Annotated in this window: 18 protein-coding genes and 2 riboswitches; of the genes, 9 read left to right on the plus strand and 9 right to left on the minus strand. The window is 61.4% G+C overall.

Going from position 1 to position 19,853, the window contains the following annotated elements; all coding sequences use genetic code 11:
• The first annotated feature begins 64 nt into the window (after positions 1-64).
• Complete coding sequence (locus BLQ41_RS19645) at positions 65-1,099, plus strand: acyltransferase family protein (protein WP_090183432.1); 1,035 nt, start codon at positions 65-67, stop codon at positions 1,097-1,099.
• A 57-nt stretch (positions 1,100-1,156) separates the two neighbouring features.
• A complete protein-coding gene (gene nfuA / locus BLQ41_RS19650; RefSeq protein ID WP_007898222.1) occupies positions 1,157-1,741 on the plus strand; it encodes a Fe-S biogenesis protein NfuA in 585 nt (194 codons plus the stop codon).
• A 188-nt stretch (positions 1,742-1,929) separates the two neighbouring features.
• Here the strand turns inward: nfuA and cobM are convergent, their stop codons facing one another.
• From cobM to BLQ41_RS19670, 4 genes are all read right to left on the minus strand, one after another.
• Positions 1,930-2,676, minus strand: coding sequence for a precorrin-4 C(11)-methyltransferase (gene cobM / locus BLQ41_RS19655; protein ID WP_090183433.1), 747 nt, complete (start codon positions 2,674-2,676; stop codon positions 1,930-1,932).
• Positions 2,677-2,758: 82 nt separating this feature from the next.
• Complete coding sequence (locus BLQ41_RS19660) at positions 2,759-3,172, minus strand: cobalamin biosynthesis protein (protein WP_090183435.1); 414 nt, start codon at positions 3,170-3,172, stop codon at positions 2,759-2,761.
• Positions 3,169-3,873, minus strand: coding sequence for a CbtA family protein (locus BLQ41_RS19665; RefSeq protein ID WP_090183436.1), 705 nt, complete (start codon positions 3,871-3,873; stop codon positions 3,169-3,171). Before BLQ41_RS19665 ends, BLQ41_RS19660 begins: the two co-directional genes overlap by 4 nt.
• 11 nt (positions 3,874-3,884) lie before the next feature.
• Entirely contained in the window at positions 3,885-4,088 is a 204-nt protein-coding gene (locus BLQ41_RS19670; protein WP_090183438.1) for a CbtB domain-containing protein, read from the minus strand.
• Between the two features lie 120 nt (positions 4,089-4,208).
• A riboswitch (cobalamin riboswitch) is annotated at positions 4,209-4,436 on the minus strand.
• A 198-nt stretch (positions 4,437-4,634) separates the two neighbouring features.
• A riboswitch (cobalamin riboswitch) is annotated at positions 4,635-4,846 on the plus strand.
• A gap of 101 nt (positions 4,847-4,947) precedes the next feature.
• Between BLQ41_RS19670 and cobW the strand changes: the two genes are divergently transcribed.
• The 4 genes from cobW to BLQ41_RS19690 all read left to right on the plus strand — a co-directional run bounded on the left by cobW (position 4,948) and on the right by BLQ41_RS19690 (position 11,614).
• Positions 4,948-6,009 carry a cobalamin biosynthesis protein CobW gene (gene cobW / locus BLQ41_RS19675; RefSeq protein WP_090183439.1) on the plus strand — a complete coding sequence of 354 codons (1,062 nt, stop codon included), beginning with the start codon at positions 4,948-4,950 and terminating at the stop codon, positions 6,007-6,009.
• Positions 6,010-6,012: 3 nt separating this feature from the next.
• Positions 6,013-9,783, plus strand: a complete 3,771-nt coding sequence (gene cobN / locus BLQ41_RS19680; protein ID WP_090183441.1) for a cobaltochelatase subunit CobN — start codon at positions 6,013-6,015, stop codon at positions 9,781-9,783.
• A gap of 161 nt (positions 9,784-9,944) precedes the next feature.
• On the plus strand, positions 9,945-10,949 hold the full coding sequence (locus BLQ41_RS19685; protein ID WP_090188674.1) for an ATP-binding protein: 1,005 nt from the start codon (positions 9,945-9,947) through the stop codon (positions 10,947-10,949).
• A 119-nt stretch (positions 10,950-11,068) separates the two neighbouring features.
• Positions 11,069-11,614 carry a vWA domain-containing protein gene (locus BLQ41_RS19690; protein WP_331715164.1) on the plus strand — a complete coding sequence of 182 codons (546 nt, stop codon included), beginning with the start codon at positions 11,069-11,071 and terminating at the stop codon, positions 11,612-11,614.
• 64 nt (positions 11,615-11,678) lie between these two features.
• Here BLQ41_RS19690 and poxB read toward each other — a convergent pair whose 3' ends face one another.
• Both poxB and BLQ41_RS19700 read right to left on the minus strand, forming a co-directional pair.
• A complete protein-coding gene (gene poxB, locus BLQ41_RS19695) occupies positions 11,679-13,403 on the minus strand; it encodes a ubiquinone-dependent pyruvate dehydrogenase (RefSeq protein WP_090183444.1) in 1,725 nt (574 codons plus the stop codon).
• Positions 13,404-13,487: 84 nt separating this feature from the next.
• Positions 13,488-14,711: an NADH:flavin oxidoreductase/NADH oxidase family protein gene (locus BLQ41_RS19700; RefSeq protein WP_090183445.1), complete on the minus strand. Its 1,224-nt coding sequence runs from the start codon at positions 14,709-14,711 to the stop codon at positions 13,488-13,490.
• Positions 14,712-14,788: 77 nt separating this feature from the next.
• On the opposite strand from BLQ41_RS19700, the gene BLQ41_RS19705 reads away from it, so the two are divergent.
• Positions 14,789-15,193 (plus strand): MerR family transcriptional regulator, encoded by a 405-nt coding sequence (locus tag BLQ41_RS19705; protein ID WP_090183447.1) that lies wholly within the window; start codon positions 14,789-14,791, stop codon positions 15,191-15,193.
• On the opposite strand, the gene BLQ41_RS19710 is transcribed toward BLQ41_RS19705, so the two are convergent.
• A complete protein-coding gene (locus BLQ41_RS19710; protein ID WP_090183448.1) occupies positions 15,190-15,447 on the minus strand; it encodes a DUF2790 domain-containing protein in 258 nt (85 codons plus the stop codon). The genes BLQ41_RS19705 and BLQ41_RS19710 overlap by 4 nt on opposite strands.
• 63 nt (positions 15,448-15,510) lie before the next feature.
• Positions 15,511-17,049 (minus strand): MFS transporter, encoded by a 1,539-nt coding sequence (locus BLQ41_RS19715; RefSeq protein ID WP_090183450.1) that lies wholly within the window; start codon positions 17,047-17,049, stop codon positions 15,511-15,513.
• Positions 17,050-17,213: 164 nt separating this feature from the next.
• On the opposite strand from BLQ41_RS19715, the gene BLQ41_RS19720 reads away from it, so the two are divergent.
• Positions 17,214-18,080 (plus strand): LysR family transcriptional regulator, encoded by an 867-nt coding sequence (locus tag BLQ41_RS19720; RefSeq protein ID WP_090183452.1) that lies wholly within the window; start codon positions 17,214-17,216, stop codon positions 18,078-18,080.
• Between the two features lie 93 nt (positions 18,081-18,173).
• Here BLQ41_RS19720 and BLQ41_RS19725 read toward each other — a convergent pair whose 3' ends face one another.
• Positions 18,174-18,617, minus strand: a complete 444-nt coding sequence (locus BLQ41_RS19725; protein WP_090183453.1) for a thioredoxin family protein — start codon at positions 18,615-18,617, stop codon at positions 18,174-18,176.
• A 344-nt stretch (positions 18,618-18,961) separates the two neighbouring features.
• Between BLQ41_RS19725 and BLQ41_RS19730 the strand changes: the two genes are divergently transcribed.
• On the plus strand, positions 18,962-19,810 hold the full coding sequence (locus BLQ41_RS19730) for a transporter substrate-binding domain-containing protein (RefSeq protein ID WP_090183455.1): 849 nt from the start codon (positions 18,962-18,964) through the stop codon (positions 19,808-19,810).
• The last annotated feature ends 43 nt before the right edge of the window (positions 19,811-19,853 follow it).

Here is a 19,853-nt window from a genome sequence, read left to right on the forward strand (position 1 = left end):
ATAGGCACCACCCACCCCTTGTGGGATCTGCGGTGGGTTGCCGATTGCGATCAGAGGGCCATCCATGTTGATTTCAGTACAAGCCCTGCGCGCCATCGCTGCCTGGGCGGTGGTCTGCCACCATTTCATGCAGATTTTCTTCGACTTCCAGGCCCGTGGCCCGGTGGGGCAGATGTTCATCGATAAGGGCGCGGCGGGTGTCGACGTATTCTTTGTCATCAGTGGGCTGGTGATCTTCCTCTCGACCGAAGGCAAGTCTCTGCCACCGACGCGATTTCTGTTGTATCGACTGTTTCGGATCGTCCCGGCGTATTGGCTGTACACCGCGTTGATGGCGCTGGTGGTGGTGTTTGCCCGCCCGGTATTGCCGGATCAAAGCGTCGACTGGTCGCATTTCCTGCTGTCGTTGTTGTTCATTCCTACGCAGAATCCCGGCGGCTACGGGATTTATCCGACCCTCAACGTCGGCTGGACCCTCAACTACGAAATGCTCTTCTACCTGCTGTTCGGCTGGGCGTTGCTGTTCCGCTTGCAGTTGCGGCTATTGGTTGTCGCGGCACTGCTGTTTGCGGTGTGCCAGGCCTGGACCGGTTATGGCTGGGTCAGCGAGTTCTACCGATCGGACATCGTTTATGAGTTCTTGCTCGGGATCGCCATTGGCATGATTTACCGTCGTGGCTGGATCAAGCCGGGTTTGTGGCTGCCGTTGCTGGGGGTTGGTGGCGCGCTGCTGGCCATTTATCACTGGGCGCCAGCGCCGCGTTTCCTGGCCTGGGGCGTGCCAAGTGCGGTATTGGTGATGGCGTGCATCTCGCTGGAGCGTTATGTCGAGAACAACCGGGTGTTTGAACTGCTGGGTAATTGTTCCTACTCGGTGTACCTGATGCACGTGCTGGTGCTGTCTGCCGGTGGATTTGTCGCACAGCGTTATGGTGTAAATCCCTACGTGATGTTCGTCGTTTGCGCGGCGACTATCGGTCTGGCGTCTTGGGCAAGTTACGAATGGGTGGAAAAACGCAGCTATCGGTGGCTTAAAGAGCGGATTGACGGCGAACCGGCGGTTGAAGGGGGGCCGGCTCTTTCCCGACAAAAATACTAGGACTTTGTACGGCGCGATGATTGGCGTAAACTGCGCCCAAGCCTGCGAGGAGTTTCCATGACCGCTATTACCATTACCGACGCCGCCCACGATTATCTGGCTGATCTGCTCTCCAAGCAGAACACCCCGGGCATTGGCATCCGCGTCTTTATCACCCAGCCTGGCACCCAGTACGCCGAAACCTGCATTGCCTACTGCAAGCCGGGCGAAGAAAAACCTGAAGACACGGCGCTGGGGCTCAAAAGCTTCACCGCCTACATCGATTCGTTCAGCGAAGCCTTCCTGGACGACGCGGTAGTCGACTACGCCACCGACCGCATGGGCGGCCAGCTGACCATCAAGGCGCCAAACGCCAAAGTCCCGATGGTCAACGCTGACAGTCCGGTCAACGAGCGCATCAACTACTACCTGCAAACCGAGATCAACCCGGGGCTCGCGAGCCACGGCGGTCAGGTCAGCCTGATCGATGTGGTCGAAGACGGCATCGCCGTTCTGAAGTTCGGCGGCGGTTGCCAAGGCTGCGGCCAGGCCGACGTCACCCTTCGCGAAGGCATCGAGCGCACCTTGCTCGAGCGCATTCCCGAGCTCAAGGGTGTGCGCGACGTGACCGACCACACGCAGAAAGAAAACGCCTACTACTGAGTAAGGTGTTCGCTGCGGACATAAAAAAAACGGCGCCCCGTGAGCGCCGTTTTTTTATGGGTGATCGATGTGTTCGTTGATCGTTCCCACGCTCTGCGTGGGAATGCCTCAATGGACGCTCTGCGTCCGCTGTTGGGACGCGGAGCGTCCCGGGCTGCATTCCCACGTAGAGCGTGGGAACGATCACTTCAGGGCCGATACAAATGCGCATGCCCGGCGCGGTACAGCGATGACTCACTGAAGTGATCACTGCCCAACACCCGACCCACCAGAATCAACGCCGTGCGGCGAAATCCCTTGGCGTGGACCTTCTCTGCAATATCCGCCAGCGTCCCCACGACCCAATCCTGATCCGGCCAGGTCGCCCGGTGAATCACCGCAATCGGGCAGTCTGCGCCGTAATGCGGCAGCAATTCGACGAGGATTTTCTCCAGGTGATTGACCCCCAGATGAATCGCCATCGTGGCCCCGTGCTGCGCCAGACTGCCCAGTTCCTCACCGGCCGGCATCGCGGTTTTGTCGGCGTAGCGGGTCAGGATCACGCTTTGCGAGATGTCCGGTAACGTCAGCTCGGCCCCCAGCAGCGCCGCGCAGGCAGCCGTCGCCGTGACGCCAGGAATGATTTCAAACGCAATGCCGAGTTCACGCAGGTAACGGATCTGCTCGCCAATCGCGCCATACAGACTTGGATCACCCGAATGCACCCGCGCCACGTCCTGGCCGTTGGCATGGGCGGTCTTGATCAGTTCGATAATCTGTTCCAGGTGAAGTTCGGCGCTGTTGACCACTTGTTCGGCGCAATGGCCTTCGAGGACGGCGGCGGGCACCAGAGAGCCGGCATAGATGATCACCGGGCAACTGCGAATCAGTCGTTGGCCTTTGACGGTGATCAGTTCCGGGTCGCCGGGACCTGCGCCAATGAAATAGACGGTCATCGTCGGTTCCTGTCAAAAAAGGGGCTGGGCAAGGCTTCAGATGAAGATTGCTCATGATCGGGGGCGGGGATTATCGGGGATTTTACGCAGTGCAGGCTAATGCCAGGGTTGCCTGGGCGTATTTTTGTCGCGAAATCAGCAACTTTGCAGGGGACTGGGCCAGTTGTTCGGCCAGGGCCAGTGCGGCACTTTCCGCTACGCCGTAACAGCCGGTGCGTTCGAACGCGATGTCCGAATGATGGCTGAGTTGCGCTTTATAAACGTCCAGTTCTTTACTGCTGAAATACATCAGTGGCAACGCAAGTTGTTCGGCGAGTTCGAGCAGGCCAGGTTCTCCGCGCTTCAAGTCGATGCTGGCCAAGGCCTTGATCTGGTGAAGTGCGATGTTATGCGCCTGTAATGCCTGATCGAGCAACGCGCGCAGCGTGCTGACGGGGCAGCCGCGCTGGCAGCCCAGGCCGACCACTAGAGTCGGCGCTGTGCTGGTATCCGTCATGCGTGGTATTGGCCATCGCTTTTGCGACGGAACAACCAGGCGCTGATCAGGCCCAAGGCCAGCCAGAATCCCAGGTTGGTCAGCTGCGAAGCGATTTTGAATTGGGTTTCCAGGGCTTGCGGAGCGAGCATCGAATGCACTTCCGGTTGCGGCGCGCCGATCACGTGTGGAACCACCAGAATGGCCACGCCGAGGATCTTCATCAGCCAGTGGCGGCTGAACACGATCAACGCAATGCCAACAGCGGTAGAGGCGGCCGTGCCGATCCACCAGATTTGCCGTTGCGCCAGATCGGCAGCGGCGGTGCCTGGCAGTTCAGGCGGCAGGCCGAGGGTCGGCGCCAGCACGAACGTCGCGTAACCGGCCAGGCCCCAAAGCAGGCCTTGAGCGGTTTTGGTCGGTGCACGCAAGGTATAGAGACCGGCCAGCATCAGGGCGAAACCAACGGCCACCACCAGATTCCCGCCGGTGGTCGACAGCACGCGCTGCCAGCCATCTTGTGGCTCCCAGGCTTCGGCATCGTGGGTGTGCGCGGCGACACCGGCGGCATGTTCGTGAACTTCAACCGCAGCCGGTTCGGATTTTTCGTACGTCTCGGCCTGCAGAATCAGCGGAGCCACCCAGAAGCTTTGCAGCAGGGTCAGCAGCAACGCGGCCAGTAGCCCGGTAAAACCCGCGGTTTGCGCAATACGCTTGATCATCTCGGCTGGCCTCAATGGCACGGGAACGCGGAGCTGTGTCGGGTATCGTGCGCGGCGTTGTGCACCGCTTCAATGTGCGAGAAACCGGCGAAATAAACCAGGCTCGCACCCAGGATCGACGCACACACGGCGGCGGTCAGGCGTTGAGTCAGGGTCGTGGTGGTGCTGGCGGTGCTCTTGTCGGCGTGGCTGCCGGTGCTGCTGATAATCGACATGGCGCATCCCTCTGGTCTTGTCAGTGGGTGAATAGAGCGCATCGAAGACCCCTGCGAACGGGCACGCAGAGGTTCAAACAGCGCCCGCCCACCGCGGGTTTGTTATTCAGTGATCGTAATGGTCACTTTGTGTTGCGGGCCGGTCTCCGGGCTCACGAGGGGTCAAGGCTTGCGCCTGAACCTGCAAGCATCACCTTCCCATGCCGAACTGCTGGCACAGTGGATCTGACGCTTCGCTCGCTTACCGTTGCGGGGGCAGCACCGGACTGACATGGCTTTGAGTAAAGCACATGATTCACCGGTTTCCCGTTTCACCCTGTGAAGGGCACCCGTAACAAGGCGTGTAGGAGAGCATGGGCGGGGCGGGGGAGTCAATTGGCATGGGTTCTCGTTTGGTTGATCGTTCCCATGCTCTGCGTGGGAATGCCTCAACGGACGCTCCGCGTTCGGCTGCGAAGGGCCGCAGAGCGTCCCGGGCTGCATTCCCACGCAGAGCGTGGGAACGATCATCAGGCAGGTCACGATTGACCCGCCCCCACACGATGCGTAGCCTTGCGCATTCGAGGTTCTTCGGCGTTTGCCGAAGCTAAGAAGGGAACGCGGTCGATGCCGCGGCTGCCCCCGCAACTGTGAACGGTGATGTTCGCTGCCACGCCACTGCAAACCCTGCACAACGGGTTCGCGGGAAGGCGCAGCGAATGCCAGTCTGCCATTGGCACACCGTCAGCCAGGAGACCTGCCTCGACACAGATTCTCACTTTCAACCGGGCGGGGTGATCCGGTGGCGAACTCTTCCGCGCGCGCATCCGTCGCAGCGATTGTCGTCCCGTATGCCCGCCACCTTGCCAAAGGGCATCCGATGAAAACACTGGCCAAACTTCCCGTCACCATCGTTACCGGCTTCCTCGGCTCGGGCAAAACCACCTTGCTGCGGCACATGCTCGACAACGCTCAGGGCCGCCGCATTGCGGTGATCGTCAACGAATTCGGCGAGCTGGGCATCGACGGCGAAATCCTCAAGCAGTGTTCCATCGGCTGCACTGAAGAAGAAGCCAACGGCCGCGTTTATGAGTTGGCCAACGGCTGCCTGTGCTGCACCGTCCAGGAAGAGTTCTTCCCGGTGATGCGCGAACTGGTGGCGCGTCGCGGCGACCTCGACCACATCCTCATCGAAACCTCGGGTCTGGCACTGCCAAAGCCTCTGGTTCAAGCCTTCCAGTGGCCGGAAATCCGCAGCGCCTGCACCGTTGACGCGGTGATTACCGTGGTCGACAGCCCGGCCGTTGCTGCCGGCACCTTCGCCGCCTTCCCGGACCAGGTCGATGCCCAACGCAAACTCGACCCGAACCTGGATCACGAATCGCCATTGCACGAGCTGTTCGCCGACCAACTGGCCAGCGCCGACCTGGTGATCCTCAACAAGGCCGACCTGATCAGCCCTGAAGACCTGGCCCGGGTGCGTCTGGAAGTCGCCGAAGAACTGCCGCCAGCCGTCAAAGTCATCGAAGCCAGCAGCGGTCGCGTGCCACTGGACGTGCTGATCGGCCTTGGCGCCGGCTCCGAAGAACACATCGACAGCCGTCACAGTCATCACGATCACCACCATGAAGGCGAAGACGATCACGACCACGATGCGTTCGATTCGATCTCCATCGAACTGCCGCAAGCCGACGAAAGCCTGCTGCTGGACGCGCTGACCCAGCTGGTGGTCCAGCACGGCATTCTGCGCGTCAAAGGTTTCGCTGCCATCCCGAACAAACCGATGCGCCTGCTGATCCAGGGCGTGGGCACGCGTTTCGACAAGCATTTCGACCGTCAGTGGGGCGCCGCTGAAGCGCGCACCACGCGTCTGGTGCTGATCGGCCAGGAACTCGACGCCGTCCTGCTTGAAGCGCAATTGCGCGCCGCGCTCAGCGTGTAAGCCATGCACCTGCTCAGGACCCAGCCCGGCGGTTTCGTGTCGGATGACAACATCGCCGACCTTGGACAAACCCCCGCCGAGCTGGTGATCCTGTGCAGCGGCGATTCCAGCCTCGCGCTGCTCGCCGAAGCAGCGCAGCAACTGCCGGACGATTACCCCAGCGTGCGCCTGGCCAACCCGATGCAGGTGCAGAATCACGCGTCGGTCGATTTGTACGTTGACGAAGTGCTGCGCCACGCCAAGGTGATTCTGATTTCACTGCACGGTGGCATCGCCTATTGGCGCTACGGCGTCGAACGGCTGGTGCAGCTCGCGGAGCAGGGTGTGCAGCTGATTCTGGTGCCCGGCGATGATCGCCCGGACCCGGAACTCAGCGACCTGAGCACCGTTCCCGCGCAAGACCGCGATCGTCTCTGGCAGTTTTTGCGTCAGGGCGGCATGAACAACGCTATGGATTTTTTCCGCTGCCTGGCCAATCGCTGGCTGGCGCGCGATTACGTGTGGGCCGAGCCGCAAACCCTGCCGCGCACAGCGATTTACCACCCACAAAAAAGCCCCGCCGACCTTGAAGATTGGCAAGCCGAGTGGCGAGCCGATCAGCCAGTGGCAGCGGTGCTGTTTTACCGCTCGCATTTACAGGCAGCGAACACCGCTTTTATCGATGTGTTCTGCCAGCGTTTGCAGGCAGCGGGGTTGAACCCGTTGCCCATTGCCGTGGCCAGTTTGAAAGAACCCGGCTGCCTGACGGTGGTCGAGGACCTGCTGGACCACGTCGAGGCAGGGGTGATTCTCAACACCACCGGCTTCGCCCAGTCCAGCCCCGAAGCCCCGCACCTGCGACCGTTTCGCCGCAACATCCCGGTGATTCAAGCGATCTGCGCTCAGGACAACGAGCCGGGTTGGCGTGCCAGTGAACAAGGCCTCGGTCCGCGTGACCTGGCCATGCACATCGCGCTGCCGGAGCTGGATGGTCGGATCATCAGCCGGCCGATCAGCTTCAAGGACCTGGCGTGGCGCAGTGAGCGCAGTCAGTCGGACGTGGTCTGCTATCGCGCGCAGCCTGAACGCATGGATTTTGTCGCCGAACTGGCGCGGCGCTGGATCGATCTGGCACGGCTGCCAAACAGTGAAAAACGCGTCGCGCTGATCCTTGCCAACTACCCGACCCGCGATGGGCGCATCGGCAATGGCGTCGGTCTCGACACCCCGGCCGCCGCGCTGAACATCCTGCGCGCGCTGCATCAGGAAGGTTATCCGCTGCCGGCCGACTTGCCGGACAGCGGCACCGCGCTGATCCAGCAATTGCTCGGCGGCGTCAGCAACGACCTCGATACCCTCGACCAACGTCCGTGTCATCAAAGCCTGGCGCTGGACGATTACAACCGGATGTTCGACGCCTTGCCCGAGACCAATCGGCAAGCGGTGCTGGAGCGCTGGGGTTCGCCCGACAACGACCCGATGTTCCGTGGCGGGCGGATGATGATCGCCGGACTGCGTTTGGGCCTGACCTTCGTCGGCATCCAGCCGGCGCGCGGTTATCAGGTTGATCCGAGCGCGGTGTACCACGACCCGGACCTGGTGCCACCCCACGGCTACCTGGCGTTCTATTTCTGGCTGCGCAATACCTACGGCGCGCATGGCGTGATTCACGTCGGCAAGCACGGCAACCTCGAATGGCTGCCGGGCAAAGGCGTCGGGCTGTCGGAAAACTGCTGGCCGGACGCGTTGCTCGGGCCACTGCCGAATATCTATCCGTTTATCGTCAATGACCCGGGTGAGGGCGCCCAGGCCAAGCGCCGCACACAAGCGGTGATCATCGATCACTTGATGCCACCGCTGACCCGCGCTGAAACCTACGGTCCGCTGCGCAACCTCGAACTGCTGGCCGACGAGTATTACGAAGCGCAACTGCTCGATCCGCGCCGTGCCCGGGAATTGCAGCGCGACATCCTGCAACTGGTGCGCGACACCCACATCGATCGCGAACTGCAACTGGACGAGAAGCTCGACAGCGATGCCGATGCAGCGATCTGGCTGCCGCGTCTGGACACATACTTATGTGACTTGAAAGAGTCGCAGATCCGCGATGGCCTGCACATTTTTGGCGAATCGCCGACCGGGCGGTTGCGCATCGATACATTGCTGGCGTTGCTGCGCATTCCCCGTGGCGATGGCCGTGGCGCGCAATCAAGTTTGTTGCGGGCGTTGGCCAAGGACTTCGCGCTGGGCTTCGATCCGCTGGATTGTGCGCTGGCCGAGCCCTGGACCGGACCGCGCCCGATGGAACTGCAAACCCTCAGTGATGAAGCCTGGCGTACCGCCGGCGATACCCGTGAACGCCTTGAGCTGTTCGCCGCTCAACTGATCTCGCAGACATTGGACCAACCTCAAGCCAAATCGGGTCCCTGTGAAAGCGACGTCAGCGCCATCATCGACAGCCTGCGCGACGTCGTCGCCCCGCGCCTGGACGCTTGCGGCCCGGCGGAAATGCGCGGCTTGCTGGATGCCCTGAGCGGTCGTTTCGTCCCGGCCGGTCCCAGTGGCGCACCGAGTCGCGGTCGACTGGATGTGTTGCCGACCGGACGCAATTTCTATTCGGTGGACGTGCGCAACCTGCCGACCACCACCGCGTGGCGTATCGGTTTCCAGTCCGCCAACCTGATTCTCGAGCGACATTTGCAAGACCACGGCGATCACTTGCGCCAGCTCGGCCTGTCAGTCTGGGGCACCGCGACCATGCGCACCGGCGGTGACGACATTGCCCAGGCGATGGCGCTGATGGGTGTACGTCCGGTCTGGGCTACGGGCAGCCAGCGAGTCGATGATTTCGAAATCCTGCCATTGAGCTTGCTTGATCGCCCGCGCGTGGACGTGACCTTGCGCGTCTCGGGATTCTTTCGCGATGCCTTTGCCAACCTGATTCGTCTGTTCGACGCAGCGGTGCAAGCGGTCGCCGCCCTCGATGAGCCAGACGACCTCAACCCGCTGGCCGCCAAAGTGCGTGCCGAGCGTGAAGCGTTGATGCAATCAGGTCTGGATGAAGAGGCGGCCAAACGGCAGGCCGGTTGGCGCATCTTCGGCGCCAAGCCCGGTGCTTATGGCGCAGGCGTGCAGGGCGCCATCGACGGTCGGTTGTGGCAAAGCCGCGAGGATCTGGCCGAGGTTTACCTCAATTGGGGCGGTTACGCTTACGGCGGCTCCGATGAAGGCACCGCCGCCCGGACACAATTCGCCCAGCGCCTGAGTCAGGTTCAGGCCGTGCTGCAGAACCAGGACAATCGCGAGCACGACTTGCTCGATTCCAACGACTATTACCAGTTCCAGGGTGGCATGCTCGCCGCCGTGGAAAGCCTCAGCGGCGAAACAGCGGCCAGTTATCACGGCGATCACAGCCAGCCGGACTTGCCGAAGATTCGCACGCTCAAAGAAGAGTTGAACCGGGTGATTCGCTCCCGTGCTGCCAACCCCAAGTGGATCGATGGCGTGAAGCGTCACGGCTACAAAGGGGCCTTTGAACTGGCGGCGACGGTCGATAACCTGTTCGCCTTCGATGCGACGACGCAACTGATCGACGATCATCAATATGCGTTGCTGGCGGATGCCTATTTGCTCGATCCGGCGACTCGGGACTTTGTGCGTGAACATAATCCGGCTGCATTGCGCGACATGACCGAGCGCATGCTCGAGGCGCAGCAGCGGGGGATGTGGAAGGCGCCGGGCGAGTACCGCGAGGCGCTGGAGAATTTGTTGCTGGATATAGAAGAAGACAGCTGACGCGCTTGAACCTGTGGGAGCGGGCTTGCCCGCGAAGAGGCCGTGTCAGTCGCCATCCATGTGAATGAAATATCGCTATCGCGGGCAAGCCCGCTCCCACAGGGGTACAAGTGCCTCTGACATTTTGATGATGGATCAGCGACCGTGACCGAGATTTAATGATGACCGACACCCCGCATTTCCCGCTCTGTGCCGTGGTCGGCGCCGATGACTTGAAGCTCGCCTTGTGCCTGACCGCCATCGACCCGAAAATCGGCGGCGTGCTGATCGAGGGGCCGCGCGGCATGGCCAAATCGACCCTGGCTCGCGGCCTCGCGGACCTGCTCGCCAGCGGCCAATTTGTCACCTTGCCCCTGGGCGCCACCGAAGAACGGCTGGTCGGCACCCTCGACCTCGACGCCGCCTTGAGCGAAGGACGGGCGCAATTTTCCCCCGGCGTATTGGCCAAGGCTGACGGCGGCGTGTTGTACGTCGATGAAGTCAATTTGCTGCCCGATCACCTCGTGGACCTGTTGCTCGATGTGGCCGCCAGCGGCACCAACCTGATCGAACGCGATGGCATTTCCCATCGGCATTCGGCGAAATTCGTCCTGATCGGCACCATGAACCCGGAAGAGGGTGAACTACGTCCACAATTGCTCGACCGTTTCGGCTTGAACGTCGCCCTAGGCGGCCACACCGCACCTGCAGAACGTGGCCAGATCATCCGTCGACGGCTGGATTTCGACAGCGATCCGCAAGCGTTCTGTGCGCAGTGGGAAAGCCAGCAGCAATCGCTGCGCGAACGTTGCCAGACGGCGCGTGACACGCTGATGAGCATCCCGCTGGACGATGAGACGCTGGCGCAGATTACCGAGCGCTGCTTTGCCGCCGGCGTCGATGGTTTGCGTGCCGATCTGGTCTGGTTGCGCGCTGCCCGGGCCCATGCCGCATGGCGCGGGGCACACACCATCGCCGAAGAAGATATCGACGCCGTCGCCGAGTTTGCCTTGCGGCATCGCCGTCGTGAGCATTCACCTCCGGCACCGCAAAACAATCAGCCTCCCTCCGCACAAGCGTCCAACCCCAGCCCCAGCGAAGGCCAGGGCCAATGGGGCGAAATGCCCGCCCAGGCGCTGCCGGTCGGCGCGCGACGTGAAGTGCCGAGCTGGCCAAAAAAGCCCTAGGCATTCGCCCTCGATCTGACGCGGGGGCGAATGCCAGACCCCGCGCAGGACGGCTGGCCAATGGTAAGCAGGGCAAGCGTCACGCCGCGCGCAGCGGCACGATCGATTGGCCTGGCACCTTGCTCAAGGGGCGTCCGCGTCAGCATAAAGATCTGCTGTTCCATCAACGCACGCGGTTCCCCCATGAACTGTGGTTGGTGATCGTCGACGCCTCGGCCTCGACCCGGCGCCATCAAGCGTTGAGCGATGCCAAGGGCCTGCTCGCGCAACTGTTCGACGACGCTTACCGCCAGCGCGCACGTCTGGCGTTGCTCACCGCCAGTGGCAACGTACCGACATGGCAGGTGCAAGGCTTGAAAGCATCGACGAGCCTGCGCGCCTGGCTGGATGGCTTGGGCGCGGGCGGTGGTACGCCGTTGCTGGCGGCGCTGGGGGAGGCGGGGAATTGGCTGGCGACACGGCAGAAGCGCTTCCCGGCAGAGCAGCAAAGGCTGGTGCTGGTGACCGATGGACGGGTGAAAGAATGGCCCGTGCTGTCGGTGTTGGAGTGTCCGGGGCTGCTGATTGATATTGAGCGAGGGCCGATCCGGCTCGGTCGGGCGAAACAGCTGGCGGCGGAGCTGGAAGCGGATTATCGGCACATCGATGAACTGATCTCAGTCTGAGATCGGCTTGTTTGTTTGCAAGGCCCTCATCGCGAGCGAAATCGCGAAGAGGGCGACGTATTATTCAGCGAAACCAATTAGTCCGCGCCAGCTCGATCACCTCATCCCCACGCCCGCTCATGACCGCTTTGAGCATGTACAAACTGAAGCCCTTGGCCTGTTCCAGCTTGATGGTCGGGGGCATCGCCAGTTCCTGAGTCGCCGTCACCACGTCGACCAGCACGGGGCCGTCATGGGCCAGCGCCCGGCGCAATGCCGGTTCTAGCGCCTCGGATTCTTCGACACGAATCCCCAGAATGCCCATGGCGTTGGCCATCGCGGCGAAGTCCGGATTATGAAGATCCGTGCCGGTGTCGAGCAGCCCGCTGGATTTCATTTCCATGGCGACGAAGCCCAGCGAGGCATTGTCGTAGACGATGATTTTCACCGGCAGCTTCAACTGCGCCAACGAAATGAAGTCACCCATCAACATGCTGAAACCACCATCGCCGGACAGTGAAATAACCTGCCGGTCCGGGAACGCCGCTTGCGCACCAATCGCCTGGGGCATGGCGTTGGCCATCGAGCCGTGATTGAACGAGCCCAGCAGTCGGCGCTTGCCATTCATTTTCAGATAACGCGCGGCCCAGACAGTTGGCGTACCGACGTCAGCGGTAAAGATCGCATCGTCATCGGCCAGTTCGCTGAGCAAACGCGTGAGGTATTGCGGATGAATCGGCCGACCCGGCGATGAGGGTTGTGCCAGGTCATCAAGACCCTGGCGAGCCTTTTCGTAATGCTTGAGCGAGGATTCGAGAAAACTCCGGTCGCCCCGATAAGGCAGGCGAGGGAGCAGCGCGGCAAGGGTTTCGCCGACATCCGCAGCGATACCCAAATCCAGCGCGGTGCGGCGCCCCAGGACTTGCGGGTCGTGATCGATCTGAATGATGGTCGCGTCTGTCGGGTAGAACTGACGATAGGGAAAGTCAGTGCCGAGCATCACCAGCGTGTCGCAGTTGAGCATCGCGTGATAGCCGGAGCTGAAACCGATCAATCCGGTCATGCCGACGTCGAACGGGTTGTCCCACTCGACGTGCTCCTTGCCGCGCAATGCGTGCACCACCGGTGCGCCGAGCGCGTCAGCCAACGCCACCACTTGATCGTGAGCGCCTGCGCAACCGGCGCCGCACATCAGCGTCACGGCTTTGCTTTGGCTCAACAATTCGACCAGCCGATCGAGGTCCTGAGGCGCAGGCAAGGTGCGCGGTTTGGACAGCGCTGGCCAGGGTTTGAGATTGTCTTCGACTTCTTGCAGGGCGACGTCACCGGGAATCACCACCACCGCGACGCCGCGATTGAGAATCGCGCTACGCATCGCCCGGTGCAGCACGTGGGGCATCTGCGCGGGGCTGCTCACCAGTTCAACGAAGTGACTGCACTCCTTGAACAATTCCTGCGGGTGAGTTTCCTGAAAGTAATTCAGGCCGACTTCCGATGAAGGAATCTGCGCCGCGATCGCCAACACCGGCACATGGTTCTTGTGGCAATCGAACAGCCCATTGATTAAATGCAAATTGCCCGGCCCGCAACTGCCGGCACACACCGCCAGTTCCCCGGTGACTGCCGCGTCGGCACCGGCGGCAAACGCCGCGACTTCTTCGTGGCGCACGTGCATCCACTCGATGCTGTCCATGGTCCGCAGGGCTTCAGTCAGGCCGTTGAGGCTGTCGCCTGTCAGGCCCCAGATGCGTTTGACGCCGGCCTGTCCAAGGGTGGTTGCCAGTTGCTGGGCAATGGTGATTTTCGCCATGGGGTGCTCCAGTGATCAGATGAATTGTCCTCGGAATAAGAAGAGGACAACCCAACGGCGACCATGACTCACCCTGATTTGCTTTTACTTGCCCATCGCCTGTCGGTACTGGCGCGTACGCCAGGCGATGTACAAGCGATCAAGGATCAGTGCCCAGACTGCCGAAACGTCAGGTCGAGGCTTGCGTCCGCGGCTCAGGCGTTGCAGCTGGAACTTCACCACGGCCAAGCTCGCCAGCGCGGCCAGCGGTTTGCGTTTCCAGCGGATCGGCGGCAATTGCGGATGGCTGTTTTGACCTTTGCGCCAGTGTTTGACCAACTGCGGTTCGAGGGCCAGCGCGGTGCCGATCCCGGCCATGGCGATGCCGCTGTCGAGCACCTGTTCGACGATGGCCAGGCGCCGGATGCCGCCGGTGACCATGACCGGCATCCGCGCCACGGTGGCCAGTTCGCCGGCCATCTCCAGAAAGTAGGCCTCTCGCGCCAACGTCCTGCCGTCACGGGCTTCGCCCTGCATGGCCGGAGCTTCGTAGCTGCCGCCTGAAAGCTCCAGCAAATCGATGGGCTGATCGTTGAGCCACTGGATCACTTGGCGGGCGTCGTCGGCATCGAAACCGCCACGTTGGAAGTCCGCGGAATTGAGTTTGACCGCCACGCAAAACTGCGGCGACACGGCTAGGCGCACGGCGCTGACCACCGCCAGCAACAGGCGTGCACGATTTTCCAGGGTGCCACCCCAGCGGTCAGTGCGGCGGTTGGTCAGGGGGGAGAGGAACTGGCTGATCAGGTAACCGTGCGCCGCATGGATTTGCACCCCGGTGAACCCGGCCTTTTCTGCCAGGGCCGCGCTGATGGCGAAGCGTTGGATGACCTCGGCAATGTCGCTTTCAGACATCGGTCTGGGCTCGGCGAACATCTTGGAAAACGAACCCAGGTCGAGCGCCACCGCCGACGGTGCCAACGCTTGTTGCCCCAGGTTGGCCATGGTCTGGCGCCCGGGGTGATTGAGCTGCATCCAGAACTGCGCGCCACCGGAGCGGCCGATGGTTGCCCACTCACGGAACCGTGCCAAATCGCGCTCGTCCTCCAGCACCACACCGCCGGGGCCGGTCATGGCGCGGCGGTCAATCATCACGTTGCCGGTCAGCAGCAGTCCCGCTTCGCCCTCGGCCCAGGCCTGATACAGCTGAAACAGCGCCTTGGACGGTGCTTGACGGGCATCGGCGAGGTTCTCTTCCATCGCGGCTTTGGCGATGCGATTGCCGAGGGTCTGGCCGTTGGGCAGATTCAACGATTGGAAGGGCGACATGCTTGACTCCTCATCAGTAAAGCGAAGAGGCTAAGCTTAAAGTTAACTTTAATGTCAAGCAGTCAAATGAGGCCGTGATGAAGATTGGTGAATTGGCGCGGTTGAGCGGGTTGAACGCATCGCGCATTCGGTTCTACGAGGTTCAGGGCTTGATTCCACAAGTAGAGCGCTTGCCCAATGGTTATCGGCGTTACCCACCGCAAGTGTTGCAAACCCTGAAGATCATTCAGTGCGCGCAGCAGGCCGGGTTCAGCCTCGATGAGCTGAAGCTGCTGTTGCCGGACAGGGTGACGGGCGCGTTCGATCACGATGAACTGGTGGCAAGCCTGGGACGCAAAGTCGAACAGATTGAAGCGATGCAACTGCACCTGGCCCAAAGCAAGGCGCAGTTGCTGGGGTTGATCGAAAACATCAAGGCGCGACCCGAAGGGATGGCCTGCGATGCGAATGCCGAGCGGGTGTTGGCGTCGCTCAAGCATTAGTTCTGATCGATGCAGCTGTCGCCATAGGCTTGGTAACGCAAGGTGTGGGTGACGTTGCTGGTGTCGATGTAGGTCATCTCCCGGGTGCCGATGCCGCAATAATCGCCGTTGGTCATCTTGACGACTTTGGCGATCTTCAGAGGGGTCGAATAGGTGTAGTCCTCGACGTTCGGCGCGCTGGCTTTGTCGACGGAAGCAGCGGCCGCAACGCCACTCAGGGTCATCAGGAACAGGGCGGGCAGAAGGCTTTTCATGATGGGGCTCTCGTGGTGGCTACTGAACGATTTCAGTGGCAGTACGACGAGCCCCGTTTTGGTTTATTCCAGGCTCAGGGCAGTATTTTTCTGTGCAGGAATCGGGTTGCGCATCAACGTGCCCACCACCAATGCCCCCAGTAATGCCAGCAAACCGGCGACCAGAAGCAGCAAGCTGAAACCGCCGACGAACGCCTGGCGCGCCAACGGCTCGACCAGTGGGCGTGCCGCTTGCGGCAGCATGTTCATGGCGGCGCTCATGTCCCCGGCGACCACCCGCGAGGCAATGCCTTGTGTTTGACTGAGCCATTGCGCGCCCTGCGTCGACAGGCTCGTGCGCAGCAACAGCTCGGTATGGCTGGACAGCAACGCGCCGAACACGCCAATGGCCAGCACGATCGCGCTGAAACGCATGGTGGTGCTCATGCCCGACGCCATCCCTGTGCGTTCGCGGGGCACGCAAGCCATGATGTTTTTTTGCGTGTCGCCGTTTAAAAGGCCGGCGCCGGCGCCTGTCACGGCAATCGCCAGTGCGAAGGGCGCGTAGCCGCCGCTGCTGACGGCCCAGGCGCTTAGCAGATTGCCGCTTCCTACCAGGGTCAAACCGGCCGCCATCAATGTCGCGGGCTCATAGTGATGGGCGAGCCGAGCGCCGATTCGCGGGCACAACAGCATCGTCGCGGCAAACGGCAACATTCCCAGCCCCGACGCGATGGCCGAGAAACCCAATCCGTTTTGCAGGTAGAACGGCAGCAACGTCATCATCACCTGGGCGCAACCGGCGTAGGCGAACATGCCGAGCAGGGCGCCGATGAAGCGCGGATGCCTGAACAATTGCAGGTCGACCATTGGCCTCCGCTGCATCCGTTCAATCAGCACAAACACCCCCATCAGCACCGCGCCGCCCAAAAGCCGGGCGTAGGTGGTCGGGTTGCTCCAGCCGATCCGGTTGGCCTCGATCAAGCCCCAGATCAGGCACAGCAAGCTCGCGCTGAACGCCAGGCTCCCCCAAGGGTCGAGGCGCGCTGACTGCGGGTCACGAGACTCCGGCACCGCGCGCCAGACCATGACCATTAAAAACACGCCCACCGGCAGGTTGAGGTAGAAAATCCAGCGCCAACCCACGTATTCGGTAATCAGGCCGCCGATGGTCGGCGCGGCGGTCATCGCCACGCCCATGCACGCGCCCCAGAACGCCCAGGCCTTGGCCCGTTCCACTTCATCGTGAAAGGTGTGGCCAATGGAGGCGAGCGCCGAGGTCAGCAACAATGCCGCGCCGACGCCCTTGATCGCCCGCGCGATGTCGAGGAACAACGCCGTGGGCGCCGCGCCGCAACCGATGGAGGCGAGGATGAAAATGCCCAGGCCACAAAGCAGGGTTTTCTGTCGGCCAAAACGATCGGCGAGGCTGCCCGCCGGTAGCAATAGCGCGGCGAAGGCCAGCATGTAGGCGCTCACCACCCATTCAATGTCGGCAAAGTTGGCGCCCAGGTCACGCGCGATGGTCGGCAGGGTGACGGCGACGATGTTGGTGTCGAGGACGATCAGGGAACAGACACCGGAGGCCGTCAGTAGCGTCAGGCGCGGACTGACCCGGTTCATGATGCGATTGCCTGTTGGGCAAGGCTGTTGACTGCAACAGCGGCGAGGGGTTTGACGTGCATGGCGTTGGCTCTCTACTGTGATTACCTACGAGCTTATCGCGGTCGATTGCCGGCTTTATTAGCCTGGCATCGGGACTTCATTACCTTTGAGCTAATGCAACCATGGACATACGGCATTTCCGCTACTTTCTGGCCGTTGCCCGGCATGGCAACTTCACCCGCGCCGCCGAACAACTGGGCATCGCGCCGCCCACCTTGACTCGACAGATCCAGGACATGGAGAGCGAACTCGGCACGCGGCTGTTCGTACGCCAGACCCGTGAAGTCAGCCTGACCGAAGCCGGCGCCGCCCTGGTGATCGAAGCCGAGGCGACGGTGCGGCAATTCGAATACGCCCAGCACAATGCCCAACGGGCCGGACGCGGCGATATCGGCCATATCGAACTGGGTTACGTGGCGTCGGCGGTGTACTCCGGTTTGCTGCAAAAACAGGTGCAGGCCTTCAGTCGCGAGTATCCCGACGTGAGCCTGAATGTTCGGGAAAGCCCCATGGTGTCGTTACCGGCAATGGTGGCGGAGGGGCGATTCGATATTGGTTATGTCCGCTCACCCATGACCCTGCCTGATGGCCTGGATGCCACTCGCCTGGATGCAGAAGGCTTTGTGTTGGCGCTGTCGACCGAGTCCTGGCTGTGTCGACTGCCGGAGATCGCTCCCGAGCATTTGCAGAGCGAGACGTTCATCCTGCCGGAACAAATCAGCGGCACCTTGCAAGTCGCCGCCGAGGGCGGATTTGCGCCGAAACTGGGGGCACAGCCGGGCGGGCTGGTGGCGGTGATCGCCCTGGTGTCATTGGGACAGGGCGTGGCGGTGGTGCCGGAGTCGGTGGTCGGGCATGTCGGATTGCCCGGCGTGGTGTACCGGACCATCAAAGGCTGCACGGCGACGTCGTGGTTGTCGCTGATTTATCGGCGGTTCGAGAAATCGGCGGCGGTGGCCAGGTACATCGAGCAGTCCAGGAAGCCTTGAGAGCAAAAGCTTCACCAACGACACGACCCGATCCACGGTGGGAGCGAGCCTGCTATCGATAGCGATCTGTCCAATCACAACAAATGCCACGGACTACCGCCAAGTCCCGCGGCTCAATTGCGACGTGGCACGAGGCACAGTGCACAACCGGCGCAACGTCTGGCGCAACCACACCAGGTCATGCCGCGGTTTGCGCTTCACCGCTGGCGGTTTCACCTTGCCAATGTGCAAGGCGAAATCTTGCGCCAAGGTGTCCTCGGTGCCGATCCCCTTGAGTTTCTTCAGCAGCTTCCCTTCTATATAAAACAGCACGGTCGGTGAGCCAGTGACGCACGGATGCCGGGGGCACTCGCCGATGTCCAGCATATAGATGTGCGCGAAATGCCGATAAGCCTCGGCGATCATGCGAAAAATTGGCCCGGCCATTTCGCAGGCGGGACAGTGTTGACTGCCAAAATAAAGGATCACCGGACGCCAGGTTCTCAGGGCCTTGCGATAGACCGGCGCCAGGGTGGTTTGGGCGGGAATCGAGCTCATTGAAAATCTCCTTTTCACAACGACGTCGAGGGTTCGTAGACGGTAAAGGAGTGCGCAGGGGTGGGTCTACTGTCAGAAATTACAGGTAGCGGTCTGCTTCATTTTGAATCGCTATGCCCCGACTGTGGTGCAAGTACCCGTGCATTGTGGCCAACGGTAGCGATTTTTGAAGGTTGCGTTTGGTAACGTCAATTGGTTGGTTGAAGCCATCCTTTTGATTCAAAACACTTTTCAATCCCCCCTACATTCCCCCCACAACCTGTGGCACACTTTCTGCTGTCTATTCCGTTGTTACACACCTACGTCCGGTATAACGGAATACACATCACCCTGGAGTGCTTGCCATGCATCGCCGACTTTCCTTGTTAAAAGCGTGTGTTTTTGTTCTCGCGGCTTCTGCCGCTGCCATGGGTATGGCCCAGGCGGCGGACAGCAAGCTCGATAGCGTGCTGGCCCGCGGCAAATTGATTGTGGGCACGGGCAGTACCAATGCGCCGTGGCATTTCCAGGGAGCGGATGGCAAGTTGCAGGGGTTCGATATCGACATCGGGCGCATGATCGCCAAGGGGTTGTTCAACGATCCGACCAAGGTTGAGTTCGTGGTGCAGTCTTCCGATGCGCGGATCCCCAACCTGCTGACCGACAAAGTCGACATCAGTTGCCAGTTCATCACCGTCACCGCCAGCCGCGCCCAGCAAGTGGCGTTCACGCTGCCGTATTACCGCGAAGGCGTCGGCCTGTTGTTGCCGGCCAACAGCAAGTACAAGGAAATCGAAGACCTCAAGGCCGCCAACGACAGCGTGACCGTGGCGGTGTTGCAGAACGTGTACGCCGAGGAACTGGTGCATCAGGCGCTGCCCAAGGCGAAGGTCGATCAGTACGACAGCGTCGATTTGATGTACCAGGCCGTGAACTCCGGCCGTGCGGACGCAGCGGCTACCGATCAGTCGTCGGTGAAATACCTGATGGTGCAGAACCCTGGTCGCTATCGCAGCCCGGCCTACGCCTGGAGCCCGCAAACCTACGCCTGCGCGGTTAAACGCGGCGATCAGGATTGGCTGAATTTCGTTAACACCACCCTGCATGAAGCCATGACCGGCGTTGAGTTCCCGACCTACGCGGCGTCCTTCAAACAGTGGTTCGGCGTTGAACTGCCTACCCCAGCCATCGGTTTCCCTGTCGAATTCAAATGATCCCGTGAGAGCAGGGCGATGCTGAGTCGCCCCGCTCAAGGTA

The sequence above is a fragment of the Pseudomonas arsenicoxydans genome, from assembly GCF_900103875.1.
GTDB classification, from domain to species: domain Bacteria; phylum Pseudomonadota; class Gammaproteobacteria; order Pseudomonadales; family Pseudomonadaceae; genus Aquipseudomonas; species Aquipseudomonas arsenicoxydans.